Genomic DNA, 24792 nt, shown 5'->3' with positions numbered 1-24792 from the left:
CGTTGGACCGACCGATAGACGACGCCACGGACGACCAGGAACTCCTGGCTCGCCATGTCGCCGGCGATCCCGACGCCTTCGGTGAGCTCGTACGGCGCCACCGCGATCGGCTCTGGGCGGTGGCCCTGCGAACCCTGGGGGACCGCGAGGAGGCCGCTGACGCCGTCCAGGACGCCCTGCTGTCGGCGTTCCGGGCCGCCCACACCTTCCGCGGCCAGTCGGCCGTCACAACGTGGCTCCACCGCATCACGGTGAACGCCTGCCTCGACCGTCTCCGCAAGACGGCCTCGCGCAGGACCTCACCCGTCGACGACAACGACCGCTTCGAGCAGCTCCTCGAACCCCACGAGTCCGCCGAGGCTCCCGTGGAGCGACAGGACGTCCACCGTGAGGTCCTCGCCGCACTGGCTTCGATCCCCGCCGATCAGCGCGCCGCCCTCGTCCTGGTCGACATGCAGGGATACCCGGTCGCGGAGGCGGCCCGTATCCTCGGCGTTCCCACCGGCACGGTGAAGAGCCGCTGTGCGCGCGGGCGGGCACGACTGCTTCCGATGGTCACTCATCTGCGCGCCGACACCGTGGGTAACGAAGCCCCCGATGGGGGAAGGAACCGGACGCCGGGGACATCCGTCCCACCGGTGCCGGGGCCGACGGACACCGGACCGACTGATCCAGCTGCTGTGAAGGGCGGAGGTGGGCGCACGTGACTTCCACGGCCGGCAGGGCCAACACCACACAGCACCCGGACGTCTCGGAAATCTCCGATCTGACCGAGGGGCTCCTCTCACCGACCCGTTCGGCCGCCGTCCGCCGGCACCTGGACGACTGTCCCCTCTGCGCGGATGTACGGACCTCCCTGGAGGAGATCCGAGGACTGCTCGGCACCCTTCCCGGGCCGCCCCGCATGCCTGCGGAGATCGCCGGACGGATCGATGCCGCCCTCGCCGCAGAAGCCCTCCTCAACGCCACCACGCCGGAGAGCGACTCCCCCGTTTCACGTGAAACATCGCCCGCCACCGCCGCAGCGGCTCCCGCGGACTCTCCTGCCCCTGTCACGGACCGCCCCGCAGGCCGCAGCACGGATCGCCCTGCCGGGCGCTCCGGTGCCGCCACCGGCCCCGGGCGCGCCGGGAAGCCCCGCCGCCGGCGCATCGCCCTGCTCTCGACGCTCGGTGCCGCCTTCGGCGCCGTGGTCCTCGGCACGAGCCTCTATCTCAGCCAGGCGGGCAACATCACCGCCGGTGGTGAGACAGGGGACACCAAGAAGGCCGACACCGTCGCCGGGGCGGCCCTGAACCCCTTCTCCGGCTCCCCGGTCGAGGACCGGGTCCGCGCGCTCCTCACCGAGGACCAGCCCGCCGGGACACCCCGTGGAATCGGACCGGAGTCGATGTCCGCCGAGGCCGAGCCCAGGGCCTCCGAGCGGAACAGGGACACCGCCGTCCCCGGCTGTGTCCTGGCCGGCATCGGCCGGTCCGACGCGGTCCTGGAACACGAGCAGGGCGAATACCAGGGGAAGCCCGCCTACCTGCTGGTGCTCACCGATCCCGCGGACAGCAACCGGGTCCAGGCCTATGTGGTCGACGCCACCTGTGCGGAGCGGACCACCGGGAGCGGAAGCGCGGACGCTGATCTGCTGTTCAGCGGCACGTACCCGCGCTCCTGACCTCTCTCCCCGTCCAGCGACGGTGCCGCGCGGCGGTTTCGGGAATGTACGCCCCTTAGGATCCGTTGGGTGGGGTGAGAGTGACCGAGACAACCGCCCCCGTAGGCAGTGCCAGTCTGCAGAGACGAGGAAGAAACCCGTGAGCGACGTCCGTAACGTGATCATTATCGGCTCCGGGCCCGCGGGTTACACCGCTGCGCTCTACACCGCCCGAGCGTCGCTGAACCCCCTGGTCTTCGAAGGTGCCGTCACCGCCGGTGGCGCGCTCATGAACACGACCGAGGTCGAGAACTTCCCCGGCTTCCGCGACGGCATCATGGGCCCGGACCTGATGGACAACATGCGGGCCCAGGCCGAGCGCTTCGGCGCCGAGCTCGTCCCCGACGACATCATCGCCGTGGACCTGTCGGGTGAGATCAAGACCGTCACCGACACCGCCGGCACCGTGCACCGCGCCAAGGCCGTCATCGTCACCACCGGCTCGCAGCACCGCAAGCTCGGCCTCCCGAACGAGGACGCTCTCTCCGGCCGCGGCGTCTCCTGGTGCGCGACCTGCGACGGGTTCTTCTTCAAGGACCAGGACATCGCCGTCGTCGGCGGCGGCGACACCGCGATCGAGGAGGCGACCTTCCTCTCGCGCTTCGCCAAGACGGTCACCATCGTCCACCGCCGAGACACCCTCCGTGCCTCGAAGGCCATGCAGGAGCGCGCCTTCGCCGACCCGAAGATCTCCTTCGCCTGGGACAGCGAGGTCACCGAGATCCACGGTGAGCAGAAGCTCAGCGGCCTGACCCTGCGCGACACCAAGACCGGCGAGACCCGCCGGCTGCCCGTCACCGGCCTCTTCATCGCCGTGGGCCACGACCCGCGGACCGAGCTCTTCAAGGGCCAGCTGGACCTCGACGAGGAGGGCTACCTCAAGGTCGCCGCCCCGTCGACGCGCACCAACCTCCCGGGTGTCTTCGGCGCCGGCGACGTCGTCGACCACACCTACCGTCAGGCCATCACGGCCGCCGGCACCGGCTGCTCCGCCGCGCTGGACGCCGAGCGCTTCCTGGCCGCCCTCGCCGACAGCGAGAAGCTGGCCGAGACCCCCGCGGTCTGACCCCGTCTCTCCTCACCCCACACCCCGCGAGATCAAGGAGGCCGCTGTGGCCCTGAAGACTGTGACCGACGCTTCCTTCGAAGAGGACGTCCTCAAGAGCAACAAGCCCGTCCTGGTGGACTTCTGGGCCGAGTGGTGCGGCCCGTGCCGCCAGATCGCCCCGTCGCTGGAGGCCATCGCCGCCGAGCACGGTGAGATCGAGATCGTGAAGCTCAACATCGACCAGAACCCGGCCACGGCTGCCAAGTACGGCGTCATGTCCATCCCGACGCTGAACGTCTACCAGGGCGGCGAGGTCGTGAAGACGATCGTCGGTGCCAAGCCGAAGGCCGCCATCCTGCGCGACCTCGAGGCCTTCGTCGAGCCGACCAAGGCCTGATGCTCCCGCTCTGTTTCACGTGAAACCGTGAAACAGAAGCAGCGTTTCACGTGAAACGTGAGAACGGCCCGCCCCGGAAGGGGGCGGGCCGTTCTCGTGTCCCGGGCGGGCCGTCCTCGTGTCCCGACGCTACAGCGGCCGCAGGACGGGTTCCTTCTGGACCGCGCCGAGGAGCCGGTCGAGCGCCATCTCTACGTCCTCCTTCCAGGAGAGCGTCGTCCGAAGTTCCAGCCGCAGCCTCGGGAAAGCCGGATGCGGCCGCACGGTCTTGAAGCCCACCGCCAGCAGATGATCGGCCGGCAGTACGCAGGCCGGCTCCTTCCACCGGGCGTCCCCGAACGCCTCGATGGCCTTGAAGCCCCTTCGCAGCAGATCCTTGGCCACGGTCTGTACGACCATCCGGCCGAGCCCCTGTCCCTGATAGCCGGGCATGATCCAGGCCGTCATCAACTGCGCGGCATCGGCCGCCACAGGGCTCGTGGGGAAGGCGATGGAACGCGGCACATAGGCCGGGGGAGCGTAGAGGACGTAGCCGACCGGCACCTCGTCGACATAGACCACCCGGCCGCAGGAGCCCCACTCCAGGAGAACCCCCGAGATCCAGGCCTCCTTCTCCTGCTCCGGACGACCCGCCTTCACCGCGGCTTCTCCGCTGACAGGGTCGAGCTCCCAGAAGACACAGGAGCGACAACGCTTGGGCAGATCCGGAAGGTTGTCCAGCGTGAGCGGTACGAGCCGACGCCCCACGGCCGCGCCTCACTTCCCTCGCGATCGAGCACGGATACGCCTCCTGGAATCGTATCGATCGGCTGATCGGGACGACACCGCTCACAGGCAAAGGGCGGGCCGTGTTCCGGTGAAACCGGAGCACGGCCCGCCCTCAGCGGCCTTGGACAGCGGAAGGCGTCAGCCCTCCGCCCCCTTCTCGGCGTTCTTCTGGTCCATGACCCGTCCCTCGCCGGGAGCCAGGGTCGCCAGGATCCGGTCCAGATCCTCCACCGAGGCGAACTCGACGACGATCTTTCCCTTCTTCTGACCGAGGTCGACCTTCACCCGGGTCTCGAAGCGGTCCGAAAGACGGGAGGCGAGGTCCGTGAGCGCGGGCGAGACCCGGCCCCCGGCTCGCGGCTTCGTCGGCTTGACCGCGCCGCCGGGCTCCTCGGAGCCCATGAGGCTCACCATCTCCTCGACGGTACGCACCGAGAGGCCTTCGGAGACGATCCGGTACGCCAGCTTGTCCTGGGCCTCCGGGTCATCCACACCGAGCAGCGCACGCGCGTGGCCGGCGGAGAGCACTCCGGCGGCGACCCGGCGCTGCACCGGCGGGGAGAGACGCAGCAGTCGCAGCGTGTTGGAGATCTGCGGGCGGGAGCGCCCGATCCGCTCCGCGAGCTGGTCGTGCGTGCAGCCGAAGTCCTTGAGCAGCTGCTCGTAGGCGTGAGCCTCTTCGATCGCGTTCAGCTGGGCGCGGTGGAGGTTCTCCAGGAGCGCGTCCAGGAGCATCTTCTCGTCATCGGTGTCCCGGACGATCGCCGGGATCCGCTCAAGACCCGCTTCCTTGGACGCCCGAAGACGCCGCTCACCCATGACCAGCTCGTAGCCCTCGTCATCGGTCTTGCGCACGACCACGGGCTGGAGGAGGCCGACCTCCTTGATGGAGACGACGAGCTCCGCCAGGGCGTCCTCGTCGAAGACCTCACGCGGCTGGTGCCGGTTGGGAACGATGGAGTCGAGCGGAAGCTCGGTGAAGTAGGCACCCGCCGGAGACTCCGGCCGGACCACCGGCTCGGCGTCGTTCCACGACGGAGCCGACTCCGGGGGCTGCGCGCTCTGCGGGAGGGACGCCAGCTTCGCGGCCGCCACCCCCCGGCTCGACGCCATGGCGGGGGCCGCACCCGGCGAGGCCACGCCCACGCCATTCGACGGCGACTGCCGTTCCTGGGGAGCAGCGGGGATCAGCGCACCGAGCCCACGCCCCAATCCCCTACGTCGCTCACTCACTGGATCCCCTCCGACATGCTGCGCTGGTGGTTCTGGTGCCCGACATGGGCGTGCTGCGGGTCATAGTGCACGGCGGCCCCCCGCAGGGCGATCTCACGGGCCGCTTCGAGGTACGACAGGGCACCGCTGGAGCCCGGGTCGTAGGTGAGGACCGTCTGCCCGTAGCTCGGTGCCTCCGAGATGCGGACGGACCTCGGGATGCTGGTCCGCAGCACCTCCTCGGCGAAGTGGGTGCGCACCTCGTCGGCGACCTGGGAGGCGAGCCTCGTCCGGCCGTCGTACATGGTGAGCAGGATCGTCGAGACATGGAGCGCCGGGTTGAGGTGCCCCCGGACCAGGTCGACGTTCCTCAGGAGCTGGCCGAGCCCCTCCAGTGCGTAGTACTCGCACTGGATCGGGATCAGCACCTCGGCTCCGGCCACCATGGCGTTGACCGTGAGCAGACCGAGCGAGGGCGGGCAGTCGATCAGGATGTAGTCGAGCGGCTGCTCGTAGGCCTGGATCGCCCGCTGCAGGCGGCTCTCCCGGGCGACGAGTGACACCAGCTCGATCTCCGCGCCGGCCAGGTCGATGGTCGCGGGGGCGCAGAACAGGCCCTCGACATCCATGACCGGCTGCACGACTTCGGAGAGCGGCCTGCTGTCCACGAGAACGTCGTAGATCGAGGGGACCTCGGCATGGTGGTCGATGCCGAGCGCCGTGGAGGCGTTGCCCTGTGGGTCGAGGTCGATGACCAGGACCCGGGCCCCGTGCAGGGCGAGGGACGCGGCAAGGTTGACCGTCGTGGTCGTCTTGCCCACGCCGCCCTTCTGATTGGCGACCACCATCACGCGAGTCTGCGCCGGGCGGGGAAGTCCCTCACCGGCACGACCCAGGGCCTCTACTGCCAGCTGGGCAGCACGACCAATGGGGGTGTCGTCCATCGGGGGCGGTGTTTCACGTGAAACATCCTCCCCCACCGATTCGGTTCGGGGACCGGGGACCGGATCGGTCATCGGTCCCGCGATGTTGGCGTCGGACCGCAAGGATTCACTCTCCTCGGCTTCAGGCTCGCGATGGGGAGAGCCTGCCATGCTTTCGGGGTCGTGAACCAGCGAGGCCGGTGGTTCTGTGGGTGAATCCACCTCTGTGGACATCTCCGTAACCCTCGCGGGTGGGTTCACGCGGGGTCTACGGTCCCGGGGCGTGGCAGCCGCGCGACCGCGGCTGATGATCCCCTGCAGCAGTGAGCGATGTTTCACGTGAAACACCATGCCCCTGCTGCCCGGCCGGGACCGTTCGACACTCCGAAATGGTACGAATGCGACGCTCAGCGGCGTCGACGGGTCTTGCTCGTCCGGGCGGCCTTGGCGCGCTTGGCCGCGAACCGCACACCACCCGGGCTCTCGCCGACCTCCACGCGAACGACCGTGGACAGCGGATCGACGATCCCCTCGCCCACCTGCAGCACAGAGGTCGCCACCACGCCGAGACGGGAGAGCGCGGCACGTGCCCCGTTGATCTCCTCCTCGGCGGTGTCGCCCTTGAGCGCCAGCATCTCCCCGTACGGACGCAGCAGGGGAACTCCCCAGCCGGCCAGCCGGTCGAGCGGCGCCACCGCGCGGGCCGTCACCACATGCACCGGCGTGATCTTGCCGAGCATCTCCTCCGCGCGCCCCCGGACCACGGTCACATGGTCGAGGCCGAGCAGCTCGACGACCTCCTGGAGGAAGTTCGTCCGGCGGAGAAGCGGCTCCAGGAGCGTGATCTTCAGGTCGCGCCGGACCAGCGCCAGAGGGATACCGGGAAGCCCGGCGCCCGAGCCCACGTCGCAGACGGTGACGCCCTCGGGGACGACCTCGGAGAGAACGGCACAGTTCAGCAGGTGCCGCTCCCACAGCCGCGGGACCTCACGCGGGCCGATCAGACCGCGCTTCACACCCGCGTCCGCGAGGAGCTCCGCGTACCGCACGGCCTCCGGGAAGTACTCACCGAAGACTGTCCGCGCCTGCTCCGGAGCCTCGGGGAGCTCCGCTTCCTCCGTCACGGGAACCGTCCTTCCGTACCGCACGCATCAGGTGCGGGCGCACTGTGGTGGCTGACTATCAAGGCTGACAAAGATCGGCCCCGCCTGCGAACAGACGGGGCCGACACTACGTGAGGGTTCAGGCCGGGAGAACAACGACGAAGCGCTGCGGCTCCTCGCCCTCGGACTCGCTGCGCAGACCGGCGGCGGCGATCGCGTCGTGCACGACCTTGCGCTCGAACGGCGTCATCGGGTCCAGCTTGACCGGCTGGCCGGTGGACTTGACCTCGCCCGCGGCCTTGGCGCCCAGCTCGGCGAGCTCGGCACGCTTCTTGGCGCGGAATCCGGCGATGTCGAGCATCAGACGGCTGCGGTCACCGGTCTCCCGGTGCACGGCCAGCCGGGTCAGCTCCTGGAGCGCCTCCAGGACCTCGCCGTCGCGGCCCACGAGCTTCTGCAGCTCACGAGCCGAGTCGCTGATGATCGAGACCGCGGCCCGGTCCGCCTCGACGTCCATGTCGATGTCGCCGTCGAGGTCGGCGATGTCGAGCAGGCCCTCGAGGTAGTCGGCCGCGATCTCACCCTCCTGCTCCAGGCGGGTCAGGGTGTCGCCACCCTCGGCGGCGGCGGAGGTGGTGCCTTCCGTCACGGATGGACTCCTTCTTGCTTCGGCGAGGCTTACTTCTTGGAGGACGGGTGCTTGGGCCGCTGCTGGCCCTTGCGCTGACCGGACTTGCCCTGCTGGCGGGATCCTCCGGAGTTGGCACGGGGACGCGCGGGCTTGTCGCCCTGCGCCTCGCTCTGGGCCTCGCCCTTCGGCTCTTCCTCGGCGGCGGCCTTGGCCGAACCCTGGGGCTTCTTCTCGAGCGAGGTGGTCGGCGCCTCTTCGGCGGCCGGCTCGGAATCTTCCTCGGTGTCCTTCGCCGTGGCGTGCTGGGCCGCGGCGGCCTGGCGCTGGGCCTTGGTCTGGCGCTTGGGCTGCTGGCGCTTGGCGGCGGGTCCGCCCTCGGCGTCGGCCACGATCGTGTCGCTCTTGATCACGGTGCCGTCGGCCTGGGCGGCGAAGCCGGCCTTGGTCAGACCCGCGAAGAAGCGGCGCTCGTTCTCGTTGCGGTCGCTGCCCTTGGCCACGATGACCTTGACGATGGTCTTCCGGCGACGGCCGCGGACCTCTTCGTGCTGCGAGATGCTCTTCAGCAGTCGCTGGAGGTAGGAGTCCTGCGCCTTGCTGCCCGGGGTCGGGTTCTGGTTGATCACGTACATCTGCTGACCCATGGTCCACACGTTGGTGGTCAGCCAGTAGACGAGGACACCGACGGGGAAGTTGATGCCCATGACGGCGAAGATCACCGGGAAGATGTACATGAGCATCTTCTGCTGCTGCATGTACGGGGTCTTCACGGAGAGGTCGACGTTCTTCATCATCAGCTGGCGCTGGGTGAAGAACTGCGAGGCCGACATCATGACGATCATGATCGCGGTGACGATGCGGACCGAGGTCAGCGAGGCGTCGAGAGCGGCGACCTCGGCGGCGGAGTCCGTGAACTTCGACGCGAGCGGGGCACCGAAGATGTGGGCCTGACGGGCGCTGGCGAGCAGCGGGCCGTCGATGACGCCGATCTCCTTGCCCGAGGCGATCGAGGAGAGCACGTGGTACAGGGCGAAGAAGAACGGCGACTGCGCCAGGATGGGAAGGCACGAGGAGAGCGGGTTGGTACCCGTCTCCTTGTACAGCTTCATCATCTCTTCGGACTGACGCTGCTTGTCGCTCTTGTAGCGCTCCTGGATCGCCTTCATCTTCGGCTGGAGCGCCTGCATGTTCCGGGTCGACTTGATCTGCTTGACGAACAGCGGGATCAGACAGATCCGGATCAGCACCACCAGGGACACGATCGACAGGCCCCAGGCCCAGCCGGTGTCAGGGCCGAAGATCGCCCCGTACACCTTGTGGAACTGGACGATGACCCAGGAAACGGGCCAGGTGATGAAGCTGAACAGACTGGCAATCGTGTCCACTAATCAGGCTCCTTGAGCATTGGGCGAGGTCTCTGCGGCCGGGCTCGTCTCGGCGGTGGACCCGCCCTTGTCGCCGCGCAGCGCGTTCCTCAGCATTTCGTGCCAGCGGGGGCGCTTACGCGGGGGGACATGGTCCACACCGCCGGGCGACCACGGGTTGCACCGCAGGATGCGCCAGGCGGTCAGGGCCGTGCCCTTGATCGCGCCATGCCGGTCGATGGCCGTGAATCCGTAGTGGGAACACGACGGGTAGTACCGGCAGACGGGCCCGAGAAGCGGGCTGATCGTCCACTGGTACAGCTTGATGAGAGCCAGCAGCGGGTACTTCATCGCGCGCCCCCTCCCAGCAGCCGCTGAAGAGCGGCGTCCAGGTCTCGGGACAGCTGTGCGTATTCGGCGTCGCCGGCTCCGGGCAACGCCCGTACGACCACCAGGCTACCGGGGGGCAGCTCGGCGAGCCGGTCGCGGACGAGGTGGCGCAGACGACGCTTCACTTGGTTGCGTACGACCGCACCGCCCACGGCCTTGCTCACGACGAAACCCGCACGTGCCGGGGGAGCGCTCTCCCCAGGCGCGTGCGGGTTCGATGCACCGCTGCGTAGGTGGACGACGAGGAGCGGGCGACCGGCCCGGCGACCTCGGCGTACCGCGGTTGCGAAGTCCTCGCGCCGCCTCAGCCGATTCTCGGTAGGCAGCACGTCATGACCTGTTAAGCAGATCAGGCGGACAGCTCAGAGCGACCCTTGGAACGGCGGTTCGCAAGGATGGCTCGACCGGCACGCGTACGCATCCGCAGGCGGAAGCCGTGGGTCTTGGCGCGACGACGGTTGTTCGGCTGGAAGGTGCGCTTGCTCACTCGGGGGCTCCAGAAATGATTCGTTGATGGCGGGACATCGCCTGGCTGTCACCGTGCGCCCACGAGTAGCTCGCAATACGCCCGAGTGCACCGCTACACGTTCACAACCGTGATCTTTGCCCATCGGAGGCAGGCGGCAGCAGCCATCGACAACTCGACCTGGTCACGGTACGCGCGGCTACGCCATCCGGTCAAACCGACCTGTCGCCACCTCCCATTGTGCACAGGCTGTGGACAACAACTTGAACCACGTCAGCCGCCGCGACTACCGTGGTTGGACTCCACAGTCTTTTCCGTTCTGTCCTTACCTGTCCTCACGGATCTGTCCTCACGGACATCGACCCACCCGTCCCCCGAGAACCACACCATCGTGGGACCTGCGAGAAAGCGTGCCCCGTGGCTGACGTTCCTGCTGATCTTGCCGCAGTGTGGCCACGCGTCCTCGAGCATCTCCTCGCAGAGGGCCAGCAAGGCATCGAGCCCAAGGACAAGCAGTGGATCGAGCGCTGCCAGCCCCTCGCCCTGGTCGCCGACACGGCGCTCCTCGCCGTACCCAACGAGTGGGGCAAGCGCGTCCTGGAGGGCCGGCTCGCCCCGCTGATCAGCGAGACCCTGAGCCGTGAGTGCGGCCGCCCGATCCGGATCGCGATCACCGTCGACGACTCCGTCGGCGAGCCGACCCCGCCGGCGCCCCCGCTCCAGCAGTCGCAGCAGCCTCGCTACGACGAGCGCCGGCAGCCCGAGCCGTACGAGAAGTACGACGGCGGCTACGGCCACCGGCCGATGCCCGACGACGGTCTGCCCACCGCCCGCCCGGCCTACCCGGACTACTCGCAGCAGCGCCCCGACCCCGGCGCCTGGCCGCGCACCCAGGAGGACCTGTCCTGGCAGCAGCCCCGGCTGGGCGGCTACCAGGAGCGGGCTCCGTACACCGGCCCGACCGGCCCCGAGCAGTCCCGGCCGTCGCGGTACGACGAGCCGCCCCGGGGCTACGAGCAGCAGCGGCCCGAGCGCGCCGAGCTGCCCGACCCGCAGAACCACGGCGCCCGTCCCGGTCCCAGGCCCGGCGGTCCGGGGGGTGGCGGCCCGGGCGGCGGCCACGGTTCCTCCTCCGCGCAGGGCTCCGGCGCGCCCGGTGAGCAGCACGCGCGGCTGAACCCCAAGTACCTCTTCGACACCTTCGTCATCGGTTCCTCGAACCGCTTCGCGCACGCGGCCGCGGTCGCGGTGGCCGAGGCGCCGGCGAAGGCGTACAACCCGCTCTTCATCTACGGGGAGTCGGGCCTCGGCAAGACCCACCTGCTGCACGCGATCGGACACTACGCGCGGAGCCTCTACCCGGGCACCCGCGTGCGGTACGTGAGCTCCGAGGAGTTCACGAACGAGTTCATCAACTCGATCCGCGACGGCAAGGGCGACGCCTTCCGCAAGCGCTACCGCGATGTGGACATCCTGCTCGTCGACGACATCCAGTTCCTCGCGAGCAAGGAGTCGACGCAGGAGGAGTTCTTCCACACCTTCAACACCCTCCACAACGCGAACAAGCAGATCGTGCTCTCCTCGGACCGGCCGCCCAAGCAGCTGGTGACCCTGGAGGACCGGCTCCGCAACCGTTTCGAGTGGGGCCTCACCACCGATGTGCAGCCGCCGGAGCTGGAGACGCGCATCGCGATCCTCCGCAAGAAGGCGGTGCAGGAGCAGCTCAACGCCCCGCCGGAGGTACTGGAGTTCATCGCGTCCCGGATCTCGCGGAACATCCGTGAGCTGGAGGGCGCGCTGATCCGGGTGACGGCCTTCGCGAGCCTCAACCGCCAGCCGGTGGACCTCGGGCTCACCGAGATCGTCCTCAAGGACCTGATCCCGGGCGGCGAGGACTCGTCGCCGGAGATCACGGCACCGGCCATCATGGCGGCCACCGCCGACTACTTCGGTCTGACGGTGGAGGACCTCTGCGGATCCTCGCGCAGCCGCGTCCTGGTGACGGCCCGGCAGATCGCCATGTATCTGTGCCGCGAGCTCACGGACCTGTCGCTGCCGAAGATCGGCGCGCAGTTCGGCGGCCGTGACCATACGACGGTGATGCACGCGGACCGGAAGATCCGCGCGCTGATGGCGGAGCGACGCTCCATCTACAACCAGGTCACCGAGCTCACCAACCGCATCAAGAACGGCTGACGGCCGGCTGCGGCCGGCCTCCGAAGGGCGCCCCGGGACACCTCCCGGGGCGCCCTTCGGCATTCCCCGGCATTCCCCGGCATTCCCCGGGACTCCCGGAGGCGGTCCTGGGTCGGTCCGGAGGCGGTCCTGGGTCGGTCCGGAGGCGGTCCTGGGTCGGTCCGGAGGCGGTCCGGAGGCGGTCCGGAGGCGGTCCTGAGGCGGTCCCGGGTCGGCCCTGAGGGCGGTTCTGAGGCGGTCTTCCTGCTCCAGCGAAGTTCTCCTGGAGCCGTCGTAAGGCCGTCCCCAGGACCTTCCGGAACCGCTCCCGAGCCCTCCGGGAGACGCCGAAGAGCCCTCCCGAAGCCCTCCCGGAGCGCTCGCGACCGCCGGCCGGGACCCCGTCCGGGGGTCGGGCTGTTCGATTACTCCGTTCCGGTGGCGGGTTCTCCACAGATTGCGGGATGATCTCCCGTCCACAGGGTGGGGACTGTCGAGTTATCCGGATTGTGTCCACAGGCTGAACTGCTGACAGATCATCATCCCAGGTCAGACCCTTGTGGAATTGTTGGTAAAAGATCTCCACAGGCTGTGGACAGAACTTTCGTCCACAGGAGCTCCCGAAGGTTGTCCACTGGCTGCCCACAGGGAGAGGTCCGTTGCCCACAGCTTCTCCACACCCCTGTCCACTGTTCGGCAACGAATCGCCCCCTCTCACCGCGTCGAGTGAAAGCCGTCACACCAAGGGGGACGGTTGGGCTGTGGGGAACGTGGGTAAAGCTGGGGACAGCGCTGGGGAGAACTCCCCGTGGCCTGTGTACCGGGTGTGCAGAACTTTTGGGTGTCCACAGAGAACCCCAGTTGTCCACCGGCTCCACCCACAGGCGCAGTGGACAAAAAACCGGGCCTGACCTGCGAAAACGACGTTATCCACCGTTTCCACAGGCCCTACTACTACTCCCACTTAGAGTTAGCTAGGAATCCGCTTCGAAGTGGGGCCTGTGCACAACTCGGCGCCGGAGCTCCGACGCGCTCTTGTCGCGACTTGACCCCGAGCAGCACCGAGTGTCGGCGGCGTACGTCAGACTGGTTCCCGCAGTCGACGAAGAGCCAGCAACAAGCAGGAGGCGGTTCCGGTGAAGATCCGGGTGGAGCGCGACGTACTTGCCGAGGCGGTGGCCTGGGTGGCCCGCAGCCTCCCGGCCCGTCCGCCGGCGCCCGTTCTCGCGGGCCTTCTGCTGAAGGCCGAGGACGGCGCGCTGAGCTTCTCGAGCTTCGACTACGAGGTCTCGGCCCGTGTCTCCGTCGAGGCTGAGGTCGAGGAGGACGGCACCGTCCTGGTCTCCGGCCGACTGCTCGCCGACATCTGCCGCGCTCTCCCCAACCGACCGGTGGAGATTTCCACAGACGGTGTACGGGCGACCGTGGTCTGCGGCTCCTCCCGCTTCACCCTCCACACCCTGCCTGTGGAGGAGTACCCGGCGCTGCCGGAGATGCCCACCGCGACCGGCACCGTCCCCGGTGAGGTCTTCGCCTCCGCCGCCGCGCAGGTGGCCATCGCCGCCGGCCGTGACGACACGCTGCCCGTGCTCACCGGTGTGCGCATCGAGATCGAGGGCGACACGGTCACCCTGGCCTCCACCGACCGCTACCGCTTCGCGGTCCGCGAGTTCCTGTGGAAGCCGGAGTCCCCGGACGCCTCCGCGGTCGCCCTGGTGCCCGCGAAGACCCTCCTGGACACCGCCAAGGCGCTCACGAGCGGTGACACGGTCACCCTGGCGCTCTCGGGCTCCGGCAAGGGCGAGGGCCTCATCGGCTTCGAGGGCGCGGGCCGCCGCACCACCACCCGTCTCCTCGAGGGCGACCTGCCGAAGTACCGGACGCTCTTCCCCACCGAGTTCAACTCGGTCGCGGTGATCGAGACCGCGCCGTTCGTCGAGGCCGTCAAGCGTGTGGCCCTGGTGGCCGAGCGCAACACCCCGGTCCGGCTGAGCTTCGAGCAGGGCGTGCTGATCCTGGAGGCCGGCTCCAGCGACGACGCACAGGCTGTGGAGCGCGTCGACGCGCAGCTCGAGGGCGACGACATCTCGATCGCCTTCAACCCGACCTTCCTGCTGGACGGCCTGAGCGCGATCGACTCCCCGGTCGCCCAGCTCTCCTTCACGACCTCCACCAAGCCGGCGCTGCTGAGCGGCAAGCCGGCCGTGGACGCCGAGGCGGACGAGGCGTACAAGTACCTGATCATGCCGGTGCGCCTCAGCGGCTGAGCCGGCTGACGTCGGTCTTTTCGGGGAATCGCCTGAGCGGCTGACCCCACAGGTGTGCACCCGGGTCCGGGCGTAGGCTCGGATCCGGGTAAACCGCACACGACGCTTAAGGAATCTCTGATGGAGCTCGGTCTCGTCGGTCTCGGCAAGATGGGCGGCAACATGCGTGAGCGCATCCGCCGCGCAGGCCACACCGTCATCGGATACGACCGCAATCCGGACCTCGCCGATGTCCACAGCCTCGAGGAGCTTGTGGGCAAGCTCAAGGGGCCCCGCGTCGTGTGGGTCATGGTTCCGGCCGGTGCCGCGACCCAGTCCACCATCGACGAGCTGGCCGACCTGCTCTCCCCCGGCGACATCGTCGTGGACGGCGGCAACTCCCGCTGGACGGACGACGAGAAGCACGCCGAGGAGCTGGCGGCCAAGGGCATCGGCTTCGTCGACTGCGGCGTCTCCGGTGGTGTCTGGGGCCTGGAGAACGGCTACGCGCTGATGTACGGCGGCTCCGCCGAGGACGTCGCGAAGGTCCAGCCGATCTTCGACGCGCTCAAGCCCGAGGGCGAGTTCGGCTCCGTGCACGCCGGCAAGGTCGGCGCCGGCCACTTCGCGAAGATGGTCCACAACGGCATCGAGTACGCGATGATGCAGGCCTACGCCGAGGGCTGGGAGCTCCTGGAGAAGGTCGACTCCGTCACCGACGTGCGCGAGGTCTTCCGCTCCTGGCAGGAGGGCACGGTCATCCGTTCCTGGCTGCTGGACCTCGCGGTCAACGCCCTCGACGAGGACGAGCACCTGGGCAAGCTGCGCGGCTACGCGTCGGACTCCGGCGAGGGCCGGTGGACGGTCGAGGCCGCCATCGACAACGCCGTACCGCTGCCGGCGATCACCGCCTCGCTGTTCGCGCGGTTCGCCTCCCGTCAGGACGACTCCCCGCAGATGAAGATGATCGCCGCGCTGCGCAACCAGTTCGGTGGCCACGCGGTCGAGACGAAGAAGTAATCCACAGGCTGTGCACCCCGCGGTGCACAGCCGCCGGGGGAAGAAGGTCGGCGCCCAACCATGCACGTCACGCATCTCTCGCTGGCCGACTTCCGCTCCTACGCCCGGGTCGAGGTCCCGCTCGACCCGGGCGTCACCGCTTTCGTGGGCGCGAACGGCCAGGGCAAGACCAATCTGGTCGAGGCCGTCGGCTATCTCGCGACCCTCTCCAGCCACCGCGTCGCCTCCGACGCCCCGCTCGTCCGGATGGGAGCGGAACGCGCGGTCGTCCGCGCCGCCGTCACCCAGGGCGAGCGCTCCCAGCTGATCGAGCTCGAGCTCAACCCTGGCCGGGCCAACCGTGCCCGTATCAACAGGTCCTCGCAGGTCAGACCGCGTGATGTGCTCGGAATCGTACGGACCGTGCTGTTCGCGCCCGAGGACCTCGCCCTGGTGAAGGGCGACCCCGGCGAGCGCCGGCGCTTCCTCGACGAGCTGATCACGGCGCGCACGCCGCGCATGGCGGGCGTGCGCTCCGACTACGAGCGCGTGCTCAAGCAGCGCAACACGCTCCTGAAGTCCGCGGCGATGGCCCGCCGGCACGGCGGTCGCGGCATGGACCTGTCCACCCTCGACGTCTGGGACCAGCATCTGGCGCGGACCGGGGCCGAGCTGCTCGCCCAGCGGCTCGACCTGATCGCCGTACTGCAGCCGCTCGCGGACAAGGCGTACGAGCAGCTCGCGCCCGGCGGCGGACCGATTCTGCTGGAGTACCGGCCCTCCGCGCCGGGCACCGGGCACACCCGCGAGGAGCTGTACGAACAGCTGATCGCCGCGCTGGCCGAGGTGCGCAAGCAGGAGGTCGAGCGGGGCGTCACCCTGGTCGGACCCCACCGTGACGAGCTGCTCCTCAAGCTCGGCGAGCTGCCCGCGAAGGGGTACGCCAGCCACGGCGAGTCCTGGTCGTACGCGCTGGCGCTGCGGCTCGCCTCGTACGACCTGCTGCGGTCCGAGGGCAACGAGCCCGTCCTCGTCCTCGACGACGTCTTCGCCGAGCTGGACGCGCGACGGCGCGAGCGGCTCGCGGAGCTGGTGGCGGGCGGCGAGCAGGTCCTGGTGACGGCCGCTGTGGACGACGACGTACCGGGGGTCCTCGCGGGGGCGCGGTACCAGGTGGCCGGAGGGACGGTGGAGCGCGTATGAGCGAGGAAAACCTTCCCCAGCCTGTGGATACGCCTCCGGGGCCGTCCGTTCCCGAACCCTCGGGTGTGGATCTCGCGCGGGTCGCGCTGCGCGCCGCCAAGGAACAGGCGAAGGCCAAGGGCGCCGCCGCCCAGCAGAAGAAGCAGGCCCGGCGCGGGGGCGGCCTGCGCTCCGGCGCGCGCGCCGACGGGCGCGACCCGATGGCGCTCGGCGCCGCGATCAACCGGCTGATCACCGAGCGGGGCTGGGAGACACCGGCGGCGGTCGGCGGGGTCATGGGCCGCTGGCCTCAGATCGTCGGCGAGGACCTGGCCAAGCACTGCGTACCCGTGAAGTTCGACGACGAGCCGGACGCGCGGGTGCTGACCGTGCAGTGCGACTCGACGGCGTGGGCCACGCAGCTGCGGCTGCTCGCGCCGACGCTGGTGGCGCGGCTCAACGAGGACCTCGGGCACGGGACCGTGCGGATGATCAAGGTGCTGGGGCCGGGTGGGCCTCGGCGGGGGTACGGGCCGCTGCGGGCGCCGGGGTCGGTGGGGCCCGGCGACACGTACGGCTAGAGCGCCGGGCGGCCTGGCCGCCAGGAGCGGTCTCGGAGTGCGGGTTCGGACAGGGGGCGCCGTGCGGTTGCGCGTTGAGCCCACCCGCTCCGCCCTGCGGAACGCATGCCCACAACGCGCTACGGGTCGAAGCGCTGGGTGGCCGTCAGGGGGCTCTGAAGCCCCTGTCCGGATATGGGGAGTCGTTTGGCTCCCGCTCAGGGCGGCACATGCGGACTCAGGCACCGGCAAACCCCCATGACTGTCGGCGCTACCGGTAGACTGGGAGACAATCCCGCCACCCTGCGGAACAAGTCGAACGACGCAGCCGCTCCCGTATGCCCGGAGAACGGCCTGTGCTGTGCCAGAAAGGGCGCTTCGTGGCCGATTCCGGCGACCCCAACGAGAACAACCAGTACACCGCCAGCAACATCCAGGTCCTCGAAGGCCTGGATGCCGTGCGCAAGCGCCCTGGTATGTACATCGGCTCGACCGGCGAGCGCGGTCTGCACCACATGGTGCAGGAGGTCGTCGACAACTCGGTCGACGAAGCCCTGGCCGGCCACGCCGACACCATCGACGTGACGATCCTGGCCGACGGCGCCGTGCGCGTCGTCGACAACGGCCGTGGCATCCCCGTGGGCATCGTGGCCTCCGAGGGCAAGCCGGCCGTCGAGGTCGTGCTGACCGTGCTCCACGCGGGCGGAAAGTTCGGCGGCGGCGGGTACGCCGTCTCCGGCGGTCTGCACGGTGTCGGTGTGTCGGTCGTGAACGCCCTGTCCACCAAGATCTCCGTCGAGATCAAGACGGACGGCCACCGCTGGACGCAGGACTACAAGATGGGCGCCCCGACCGCGCCCCTCGCGCAGCACGAGAAGACCGACGAGACCGGCACCTCGGTCACGTTCTGGGCCGACCCGGACATCTTCGAGACCACCGAGTACTCCTTCGAGACGCTCTCGCGCCGCTTCCAGGAGATGGCCTTCCTCAACAAGGGCCTGACGATCACGCTCACCGACGAGCGCGAGTCCGCCAAGGCCACGGTCGGCGCCGACGACCCGGACGCCGAGGCGGCCGCCGAGCCGGCCGCGCGCACGGTGAAGTACCACTACGAGGGCGGCATCGTCGACTTCGTGAAGTACCTCAACTCGCGCAAGGGCGAGCTGGTCCACCCCACCGTCATCGACCTCGAGGCGGAGGACAAGGACAAGGCCCTGTCCCTCGAGGTCGCGATGCAGTGGAACAGCGGCTACAGCGAGGGCGTGTACTCCTTCGCCAACATCATCCACACCCACGAGGGCGGCACGCACGAGGAGGGCTTCCGCGCTGCGCTGACCTCGCTGATCAACAAGTACGCGCGCGACAAGAAGCTGCTCCGCGAGAAGGACGACAACCTCACGGGCGACGACATCCGCGAGGGTCTGACCGCGATCATCTCGGTCAAGCTGAGCGAGCCGCAGTTCGAGGGCCAGACCAAGACCAAGCTGGGCAACACGGAGGTCAAGACCTTCGTCCAGAAGGCGGTCTACGAGCACCTCAACGACTGGCTCGACCGCAACCCGATCGAGGCCGCGGACATCATCCGCAAGTCGATCCAGGCCGCCACCGCGCGCGTGGCCGCGCGCAAGGCGCGCGACCTGACCCGTCGTAAAGGTCTGCTGGAGTCGGCGTCGCTGCCGGGCAAGCTGTCCGACTGCCAGTCGAACGACCCGGCCAAGTGCGAGATCTTCATCGTCGAGGGTGACTCCGCCGGCGGCTCGGCCAAGTCCGGCCGCAACCCGATGTACCAGGCCATCCTGCCGATCCGCGGCAAGATCCTGAACGTCGAGAAGGCCCGGATCGACAAGATCCTGCAGAACACCGAGGTCCAGGCGCTGATCTCGGCCTTCGGCACCGGTGTGCACGAGGACTTCGACATCGAGAAGCTCCGCTATCACAAGATCATCCTGATGGCGGACGCCGACGTCGACGGTCAGCACATCAACACCCTGCTGCTGACCTTCCTCTTCCGCTTCATGCGGCCGCTGGTCGAGGCCGGTCACGTCTACCTCTCCCGCCCGCCGCTCTACAAGATCAAGTGGGGCCGGGACGACTTCGAGTACGCGTACTCGGACCGGGAGCGGGATGCGCTCGTCGAGCTGGGCAAGCAGAGCGGCAAGCGGATCAGGGAAGACTCGATCCAGCGCTTCAAGGGTCTCGGCGAGATGAACGCCGAGGAGCTGCGCGTCACCACCATGGACGTCGAGCACCGCGTACTCGGCCAGGTCACCCTGGACGACGCCGCGCAGGCCGACGACCTGTTCTCGGTGCTGATGGGCGAGGACGTCGAGGCACGCCGCTCGTTCATCCAGCGCAACGCCAAGGACGTTCGCTTCCTCGACATCTGAGTCGGTCTCAGCTGACCGTACGAAAGGACTGACGACCAGCAATGGCCGACGAAACCACCCCGACCGGGACCACCGAAGAAGAGCCCGTGCTGCGGATCGAGCCCGTCGGGCTCGAGACCGAGATGCAGCGCTCGTACCTCGACTACGCGATGTCCGTCATCGTGTCCCGCGCCCTGCCCGACGTACGGGACGGCCTCAAGCCCGTCCACCGGCGCGTGCTGTACGCGATGTACGACGGCGGCTACCGGCCCGAGAAGGGCTTCTACAAGTGCGCCCGCGTCGTCGGTGACGTCATGGGTACGTACCACCCGCACGGCGACTCCTCGATCTACGACGCGCTCGTCCGCCTCGCCCAGCCCTGGTCGATGCGCATGCCGCTCGTCGACTCCAACGGCAACTTCGGCTCCCCCGGCAACGACCCGGCCGCCGCCATGCGTTACACCGAGTGCAAGCTCATGACGCTGTCGATGGAGATGCTCCGGGACATCGACGAGGAGACCGTCGACTTCCAGGACAACTACGACGGCCGCAACCAGGAGCCGACGGTCCTGCCGGCCCGCTTCCCGAACCTGCTGATCAACGGCAGCGCCGGCATCGCCGTCGGTATGGCCACCAACATCCCGCCGCACAACCTCCGCGAGGTCGCGGCCGGTGCGCAGTGGGCGCTGGAGCACCCCGACGCCAGCCACGAGGAACTCCTCGACGCCCTGATCGAGCGGATCAAGGGCCCGGACTTCCCCACCGGCGCGCTCGTCGTCGGCCGCAAGGGCATCGAGGAGGCGTACCGCACCGGCCGTGGCTCGATCACGATGCGCGCGGTCGTCGAGGTCGAGGAGATCCAGAACCGCCAGTGCCTGGTGGTCACGGAACTGCCGTACCAGACCAACCCGGACAACCTCGCGCAGAAGATCGCCGACCTCGTGAAGGACGGCAAGGTCGGCGGCATCGCCGACGTCCGCGACGAGACCTCGTCCCGGACCGGCCAGCGCCTCGTCATCGTGCTCAAGCGCGACGCCGTCGCCAAGGTCGTCCTCAACAACCTGTACAAGCACACCGACCTGCAGACGAACTTCGGCGCGAACATGCTGGCGCTCGTCGACGGCGTGCCGCGCACCCTCTCGCTGGACGCGTTCATCCGCCACTGGGTGACGCACCAGATCGAGGTCATCGTCCGCCGGACGAAGTTCCGGCTGCGCAAGGCCGAGGAGCGCGCCCACATCCTGCGCGGTCTGCTCAAGGCGCTCGACGCGATCGACGAGGTCATCGCGCTCATCCGGCGCAGCGACACGGTCGAGATCGCCCGCGGCGGCCTGATGGACCTGCTCCAGATCGACGAGATCCAGGCCAACGCGATCCTGGAGATGCAGCTCCGCCGGCTCGCCGCCCTGGAGCGCCAGAAGATCGTCGCCGAGCACGACGAACTCCAGGCCAAGATCAACGAGTACAACGCGATCCTGGCCTCGCCCGAGCGCCAGCGCGCGATCGTCAGCGAGGAGCTGGCCGCGCTCGTCGAGAAGTTCGGCGACGACCGCCGGTCCAAGCTCGTGCCCTTCGACGGTGACATGTCCATCGAGGACCTGATCGCCGAGGAGGACATCGTCGTCACCATCTCGCGCGGTGGCTACGTGAAGCGGACGAAGACCGAGGACTACCGCTCGCAGAAGCGCGGCGGCAAGGGCGTGCGGGGCACGAAGCTGAAGCAGGACGACATCGTCGACCACTTCTTCGTCTCCACCACCCACCACTGGCTGCTCTTCTTCACCAACAAGGGCCGGGTCTACCGCGTCAAGGCGTACGAGCTGCCCGACGCCGGCCGGGACGCGCGCGGCCAGCACGTGGCCAACCTGCTGGCCTTCCAGCCGGACGAGCAGATCGCCCAGATCCTGGCGATCCGCGACTACGAGGCCGCGCCGTACCTGGTGCTCGCCACCAAGGCCGGCCTGGTCAAGAAGACCGTGCTGAAGGACTACGACTCGCCGCGTTCGGGCGGTGTCATCGCGATCAACCTCCGTGAGGCGGCGGACGGTAGCGACGACGAGCTGATCGGGGCGGAGCTGGTCTCGTCCGAGGACGATCTGCTCCTCGTCAGCAAGAAGGCGCAGTCGATCCGCTTCACGGCCACGGACGACGCGCTGCGCCCGATGGGACGCGCCACTTCGGGCGTCAAGGGGATGAGTTTCCGCGAGGACGACGAGCTGCTCTCGATGAATGTCGTCCGGCCGGGTACGTTCGTCTTCACCGCGACCGACGGCGGGTACGCGAAGCGCACCCCCGTCGACGAGTACCGCGTCCAGGGCCGTGGCGGCCTCGGTATCAAGGCCGCCAAGATCGTGGAGGACCGAGGCTCGCTCGTGGGCGCGCTGGTGGTCGAGGAGACGGATGAGATCCTCGCCATCACGCTGTCCGGCGGTGTGATTCGTACGCGAGTCAACGAAGTCAGGGAGACCGGCCGTGACACCATGGGCGTCCAGCTGATCAACCTGGGCAAGCGCGATGCCGTCGTCGGCATCGCACGGAACGCCGAGGCCGGTGGCGAGGACGAGGACATCGACGACGCCGAGGGCGCCGTGGAGGCGTCCGAGGCGGCGGTGGTCGAGACCGTCGTGGTCGAGACCGAGGCAGTCGAGGGCACGGAGCCCTCGGCCGGGGAGCACGAGGAGTAAGAGCGTGAGTGGAGCCACGGGCGCCGGATCGGCGGCTGCCGGAGCTTCTGCTGGTGCTGGAGCGAACGGCGCCCGTGGCTCCGCCACGGACTCCCAGGGGGTTGCGGTGACGGACACTCGGGGGCAGCAGCCCTCGTACGAGAGCTACAACGGGCCGCTGCCCGGCGAGCGCACGGGTGCGCAGCAGCCGGGGGCGCCCTACCACCCGCCGCAGGCGTACGGCGCTCCGGCGTCGGGCGGTACGGCGGGCGGTCAGACCGGTGCCGTGCGCCGGCCGCGTACGGGGGCCCGCACGACGCCCCGTACGCGCAAGGCGCGGCTGCGGGTGGCGAAGGCCGACCCGTGGTCGGTGATGAAGGTGAGCTTCCTGCTCTCCATCGCACTGGGCATCTGCACGATCGTCGCGGCGGCTGTGCTGTGGATGGTCATGGACGCCATGGGCGTCTTCTCGACGGTCGGCGGCACGATCAGCGAGGCCACGGGCTCGAACGAGTCCAACGGCTTCGATCTGCAGTCGTTCCTGTCGCTGCCGCGGGTGCTGATGTTCACCTCGGTGATCGCCGTGATCGACGTGGTCCTGATGACCGCGCTGGCGACGCTGGGCGCGTTCATCTACAACCTGTCGGCCGGCTTCGTGGGCGGCGTGGAGCTCACGCTCGCCGAGGACGAGTGACGGGCGAGTGACCTGCGAGGGGGCCGGTCGGTTACCGATTTTGGGACTGGCCCCCCTGTGCGCTAATGTTCAGGAGTCAGCGCGCGGGACATACACCGCAGAGCGCGGCGGGGCTATAGCTCAGTTGGTTAGAGCGCATCCCTGATAAGGATGAGGCCACAGGTTCAAATCCTGTTAGCCCCACAGTGTCGATCGACCCGGACGGTTCCTCCGTCCGGGTCGATCTGTTTGTCCGGGGGCCTTGGAAGGTTTGAACCTCGCACAGGTCACCGATCGGTATCGGTCGATGTGTAGAGTGGGCGTCAGAAGTCTCCTACGTCAACGAAAGACGAGGTCGCGCGGTGAAGAAGCTTCTCCTGGTCGCACTGGCCGCCATCGGCGGGCTCCTCGTGTACCGCCAGATCCAGGCGGATCGCGCCGAGCAGGATCTGTGGACGGAGGCGACCGACTCCGTGCCCGCAGGTTCCGGTGTCTGAGACGAAAACCGTCTGTGGGTGAAGCCCCGGCCGCGCGAGAGCGGGCCGGGGCTTCGCTTTGCCTGAGCAAATTGTCGACTTGCTTAAGTGAAGAGGAGCAGCGCGTGAAGACGCAGGCCGGCATCGGCCGCAGGGCGGGGGCCCTGATCACGGCGGCCGCGGCGGTGGGAGCGGTCGTGGCGCTTCCCGGGCAGACGGCGGCCGCGGCCGCCGGGAGTGCGGTCGCCGGGGGTGCGGTCCCGCCGTACACCTTCGACAGCTCGGCCCAGCGCATCCAGGGCGCCGCCTCGAGCTCGGACGCCGTGGAGCTGAAGACCAGGCAGACCTACCGCGACACGCTCAAGAGGAACGGCAAGGTCTACTACCGGGTCAACCTCGATCAGCAGAACGCGTACGTCTCCGTCGTCGCGGTGCCCAAGGCCGGCGGCAAGGTCGAGTACGGCGACGGCTTCAAGGTGAGCATGCAGGACGGCTCCGGCACCGAATGCGGGTACCAGCAGGCGAACTTCTCCTCCAGCGAGTACACCCGGCCGCTCGCCGCCTACGCCCGCCGCATCGTCGACGCCGACAGCTCCACCTGCCAGCGCGCCGGCGCCTACTACGTCCTCGTCGAGCGCGAGTCGAAGGCGAGCACGGACGACTGGGAGCTGGAGATCCGCTACGCGTCCGAGCCCGTGCTCAAGAAGGCCGGCCCGACCGCGCTCCCCGAGGTCTGGGCCTCCGGCACGCCCGGGCCGCCCGCGGGGGGCCCGCGGGCGCGTCAGGGCGGCTCCGGCGTCCACGACGCCACCTCGCTGACACAGGGCGAGTGGCGGTCCGACATCCGGCCCGGCCAGACGCTCTTCTACCGGGTGCCGGTCGACTGGGGGCAGCAGCTCTTCGCCACCGCCGAACTCGGCAGCAGCGCCACCGGCGACGAGTACATCGGCCACGCGCTGGTGCTCTCCCTGGAGAACCCCGCGCTCGGCCACGTCGACGAGAACACCGTCAGCTACAGCGGCAAGCCCGCGACGCTCGCGCTCGACGCGCTGCGACCGGTGGCCCACGAGAACCGCAGCTCGTACGACGAGGCCACCAACGGGATGCGCTTCGCGGGCTGGTACTACCTGTCGGCCACGCTCAACCCGGCGATGGCGAAGGAGTACGGGGACAAGACGGTGCCGCTGACCCTGCGGGTCTCGCTGCGGGGCAACGCGAAGCCGGGGCCCGGGTACGACGGTGATCCGGGGCGGTTCAGCGTGTCCGCCGACGACAAGGAGACGGCGGAGAAGGGCGCCTCGGAGGCGCAGGCGGCATCGGGGAGCGACTCCATGCGGGTCGTCGCCGCGGCCGGGATCGGCAGCGGGACGATCCTGCTGCTCGGACTCGGCGGATGGACGCTGGTGGCGCGGAGGCGGGCGGCGGCATAGGGCGGGGTGGGCCCG

At 69.0% G+C, this 24792-nt stretch carries 23 protein-coding genes and 1 tRNA gene; 15 read left to right on the top strand and 9 right to left on the bottom strand.

From position 1 onward, the window contains the following. The first annotated feature begins 2 nt into the window (after window positions 1-2). From sigM to trxA, 4 genes are all read left to right on the top strand, one after another. Window positions 3-707 (top strand): RNA polymerase sigma factor SigM, encoded by a 705-nt coding sequence (sigM, locus tag E0F75_RS09080; RefSeq protein WP_194480336.1) that lies wholly within the window; start codon window positions 3-5, stop codon window positions 705-707. Continuing rightward, entirely contained in the window at window positions 704-1666 is a 963-nt protein-coding gene (locus E0F75_RS09075; RefSeq protein ID WP_187621965.1) for a zf-HC2 domain-containing protein, read from the top strand. The genes sigM and E0F75_RS09075 overlap by 4 nt, the downstream gene beginning before the upstream one ends. Window positions 1667-1805: 139 nt before the next feature. Beyond that, window positions 1806-2771: a thioredoxin-disulfide reductase gene (gene trxB, locus E0F75_RS09070; RefSeq protein WP_187621964.1), complete on the top strand. Its 966-nt coding sequence runs from the start codon at window positions 1806-1808 to the stop codon at window positions 2769-2771. Between the two features lie 46 nt (window positions 2772-2817). Further along, on the top strand, window positions 2818-3150 hold the full coding sequence (trxA, locus tag E0F75_RS09065) for a thioredoxin (RefSeq protein WP_308189561.1): 333 nt from the start codon (window positions 2818-2820) through the stop codon (window positions 3148-3150). 129 nt (window positions 3151-3279) lie between these two features. Here trxA and E0F75_RS09060 read toward each other — a convergent pair whose 3' ends face one another. From E0F75_RS09060 to rpmH, 9 genes are all read right to left on the bottom strand, one after another. Further along, window positions 3280-3897: a GNAT family N-acetyltransferase gene (locus tag E0F75_RS09060; protein WP_187621963.1), complete on the bottom strand. Its 618-nt coding sequence runs from the start codon at window positions 3895-3897 to the stop codon at window positions 3280-3282. Window positions 3898-4056: 159 nt separating this feature from the next. Then, window positions 4057-5151, bottom strand: a complete 1095-nt coding sequence (locus E0F75_RS09055) for a ParB/RepB/Spo0J family partition protein (protein WP_187621962.1) — start codon at window positions 5149-5151, stop codon at window positions 4057-4059. Further along, entirely contained in the window at window positions 5148-6224 is a 1077-nt protein-coding gene (locus E0F75_RS09050; RefSeq protein ID WP_078944828.1) for a ParA family protein, read from the bottom strand. The genes E0F75_RS09055 and E0F75_RS09050 overlap by 4 nt, the downstream gene beginning before the upstream one ends. A 236-nt stretch (window positions 6225-6460) precedes the next feature. Further along, window positions 6461-7177, bottom strand: a complete 717-nt coding sequence (gene rsmG / locus E0F75_RS09045) for a 16S rRNA (guanine(527)-N(7))-methyltransferase RsmG (protein WP_187621961.1) — start codon at window positions 7175-7177, stop codon at window positions 6461-6463. Window positions 7178-7295: 118 nt separating this feature from the next. Further along, window positions 7296-7805, bottom strand: a complete 510-nt coding sequence (locus tag E0F75_RS09040) for a R3H domain-containing nucleic acid-binding protein (protein WP_030321234.1) — start codon at window positions 7803-7805, stop codon at window positions 7296-7298. 29 nt (window positions 7806-7834) lie between these two features. Further along, window positions 7835-9172, bottom strand: a complete 1338-nt coding sequence (gene yidC, locus E0F75_RS09035; RefSeq protein ID WP_187621960.1) for a membrane protein insertase YidC — start codon at window positions 9170-9172, stop codon at window positions 7835-7837. A 3-nt stretch (window positions 9173-9175) separates the two neighbouring features. Beyond that, on the bottom strand, window positions 9176-9502 hold the full coding sequence (yidD, locus tag E0F75_RS09030) for a membrane protein insertion efficiency factor YidD (protein WP_015034858.1): 327 nt from the start codon (window positions 9500-9502) through the stop codon (window positions 9176-9178). Continuing rightward, the gene (rnpA, locus tag E0F75_RS09025) at window positions 9499-9870 is read right to left on the bottom strand and encodes a ribonuclease P protein component (RefSeq protein WP_187621959.1); all 372 of its coding nucleotides are present in this window, start codon (window positions 9868-9870) and stop codon (window positions 9499-9501) included. The genes yidD and rnpA overlap by 4 nt, the downstream gene beginning before the upstream one ends. A 20-nt stretch (window positions 9871-9890) precedes the next feature. Further along, a complete protein-coding gene (gene rpmH / locus E0F75_RS09020; RefSeq protein WP_030205020.1) occupies window positions 9891-10028 on the bottom strand; it encodes a 50S ribosomal protein L34 in 138 nt (45 codons plus the stop codon). A 396-nt stretch (window positions 10029-10424) separates the two neighbouring features. On the opposite strand from rpmH, the gene dnaA reads away from it, so the two are divergent. The 11 genes from dnaA (at window position 10425) to E0F75_RS08965 (ending at window position 24777) form a co-directional block, all read left to right on the top strand. Then, window positions 10425-12203, top strand: coding sequence for a chromosomal replication initiator protein DnaA (dnaA, locus tag E0F75_RS09015; RefSeq protein WP_187621958.1), 1779 nt, complete (start codon window positions 10425-10427; stop codon window positions 12201-12203). 1115 nt (window positions 12204-13318) lie between these two features. Next, window positions 13319-14449, top strand: a complete 1131-nt coding sequence (gene dnaN, locus E0F75_RS09010) for a DNA polymerase III subunit beta (RefSeq protein WP_030205035.1) — start codon at window positions 13319-13321, stop codon at window positions 14447-14449. Window positions 14450-14569: 120 nt separating this feature from the next. Beyond that, the gene (gene gnd, locus E0F75_RS09005) at window positions 14570-15448 is read left to right on the top strand and encodes a phosphogluconate dehydrogenase (NAD(+)-dependent, decarboxylating) (RefSeq protein WP_187621957.1); all 879 of its coding nucleotides are present in this window, start codon (window positions 14570-14572) and stop codon (window positions 15446-15448) included. Window positions 15449-15508: 60 nt separating this feature from the next. Continuing rightward, window positions 15509-16630 carry a DNA replication/repair protein RecF gene (gene recF, locus E0F75_RS09000; protein WP_187621956.1) on the top strand — a complete coding sequence of 374 codons (1122 nt, stop codon included), beginning with the start codon at window positions 15509-15511 and terminating at the stop codon, window positions 16628-16630. Continuing rightward, on the top strand, window positions 16627-17190 hold the full coding sequence (locus E0F75_RS08995) for a DUF721 domain-containing protein (RefSeq protein ID WP_187621955.1): 564 nt from the start codon (window positions 16627-16629) through the stop codon (window positions 17188-17190). Before recF ends, E0F75_RS08995 begins: the two co-directional genes overlap by 4 nt. Window positions 17191-17525: 335 nt before the next feature. After that, window positions 17526-19556, top strand: a complete 2031-nt coding sequence (gyrB, locus tag E0F75_RS08990) for a DNA topoisomerase (ATP-hydrolyzing) subunit B (protein ID WP_187621954.1) — start codon at window positions 17526-17528, stop codon at window positions 19554-19556. A 41-nt stretch (window positions 19557-19597) separates the two neighbouring features. Beyond that, window positions 19598-22219 carry a DNA gyrase subunit A gene (gyrA, locus tag E0F75_RS08985; protein ID WP_187621953.1) on the top strand — a complete coding sequence of 874 codons (2622 nt, stop codon included), beginning with the start codon at window positions 19598-19600 and terminating at the stop codon, window positions 22217-22219. Between the two features lie 106 nt (window positions 22220-22325). Next, window positions 22326-22892, top strand: coding sequence for a DUF3566 domain-containing protein (locus tag E0F75_RS08980; RefSeq protein ID WP_187621952.1), 567 nt, complete (start codon window positions 22326-22328; stop codon window positions 22890-22892). A gap of 109 nt (window positions 22893-23001) precedes the next feature. Further along, window positions 23002-23075, top strand: a tRNA-Ile gene (locus E0F75_RS08975). Between the two features lie 158 nt (window positions 23076-23233). Next, window positions 23234-23368 (top strand): DLW-39 family protein, encoded by a 135-nt coding sequence (locus tag E0F75_RS08970; RefSeq protein ID WP_003958712.1) that lies wholly within the window; start codon window positions 23234-23236, stop codon window positions 23366-23368. A 104-nt stretch (window positions 23369-23472) separates the two neighbouring features. Beyond that, a complete protein-coding gene (locus tag E0F75_RS08965) occupies window positions 23473-24777 on the top strand; it encodes a hypothetical protein (RefSeq protein ID WP_187621951.1) in 1305 nt (434 codons plus the stop codon). Window positions 24778-24792 lie beyond the last annotated feature (15 nt).

Origin of the sequence: Streptomyces sp. CB02980 (genome assembly GCF_014451325.2) — a bacterium.
Lineage (GTDB): Bacteria > Actinomycetota > Actinomycetes > Streptomycetales > Streptomycetaceae > Streptomyces.
This window is presented reverse-complemented; position numbering and strand designations above follow the sequence as displayed.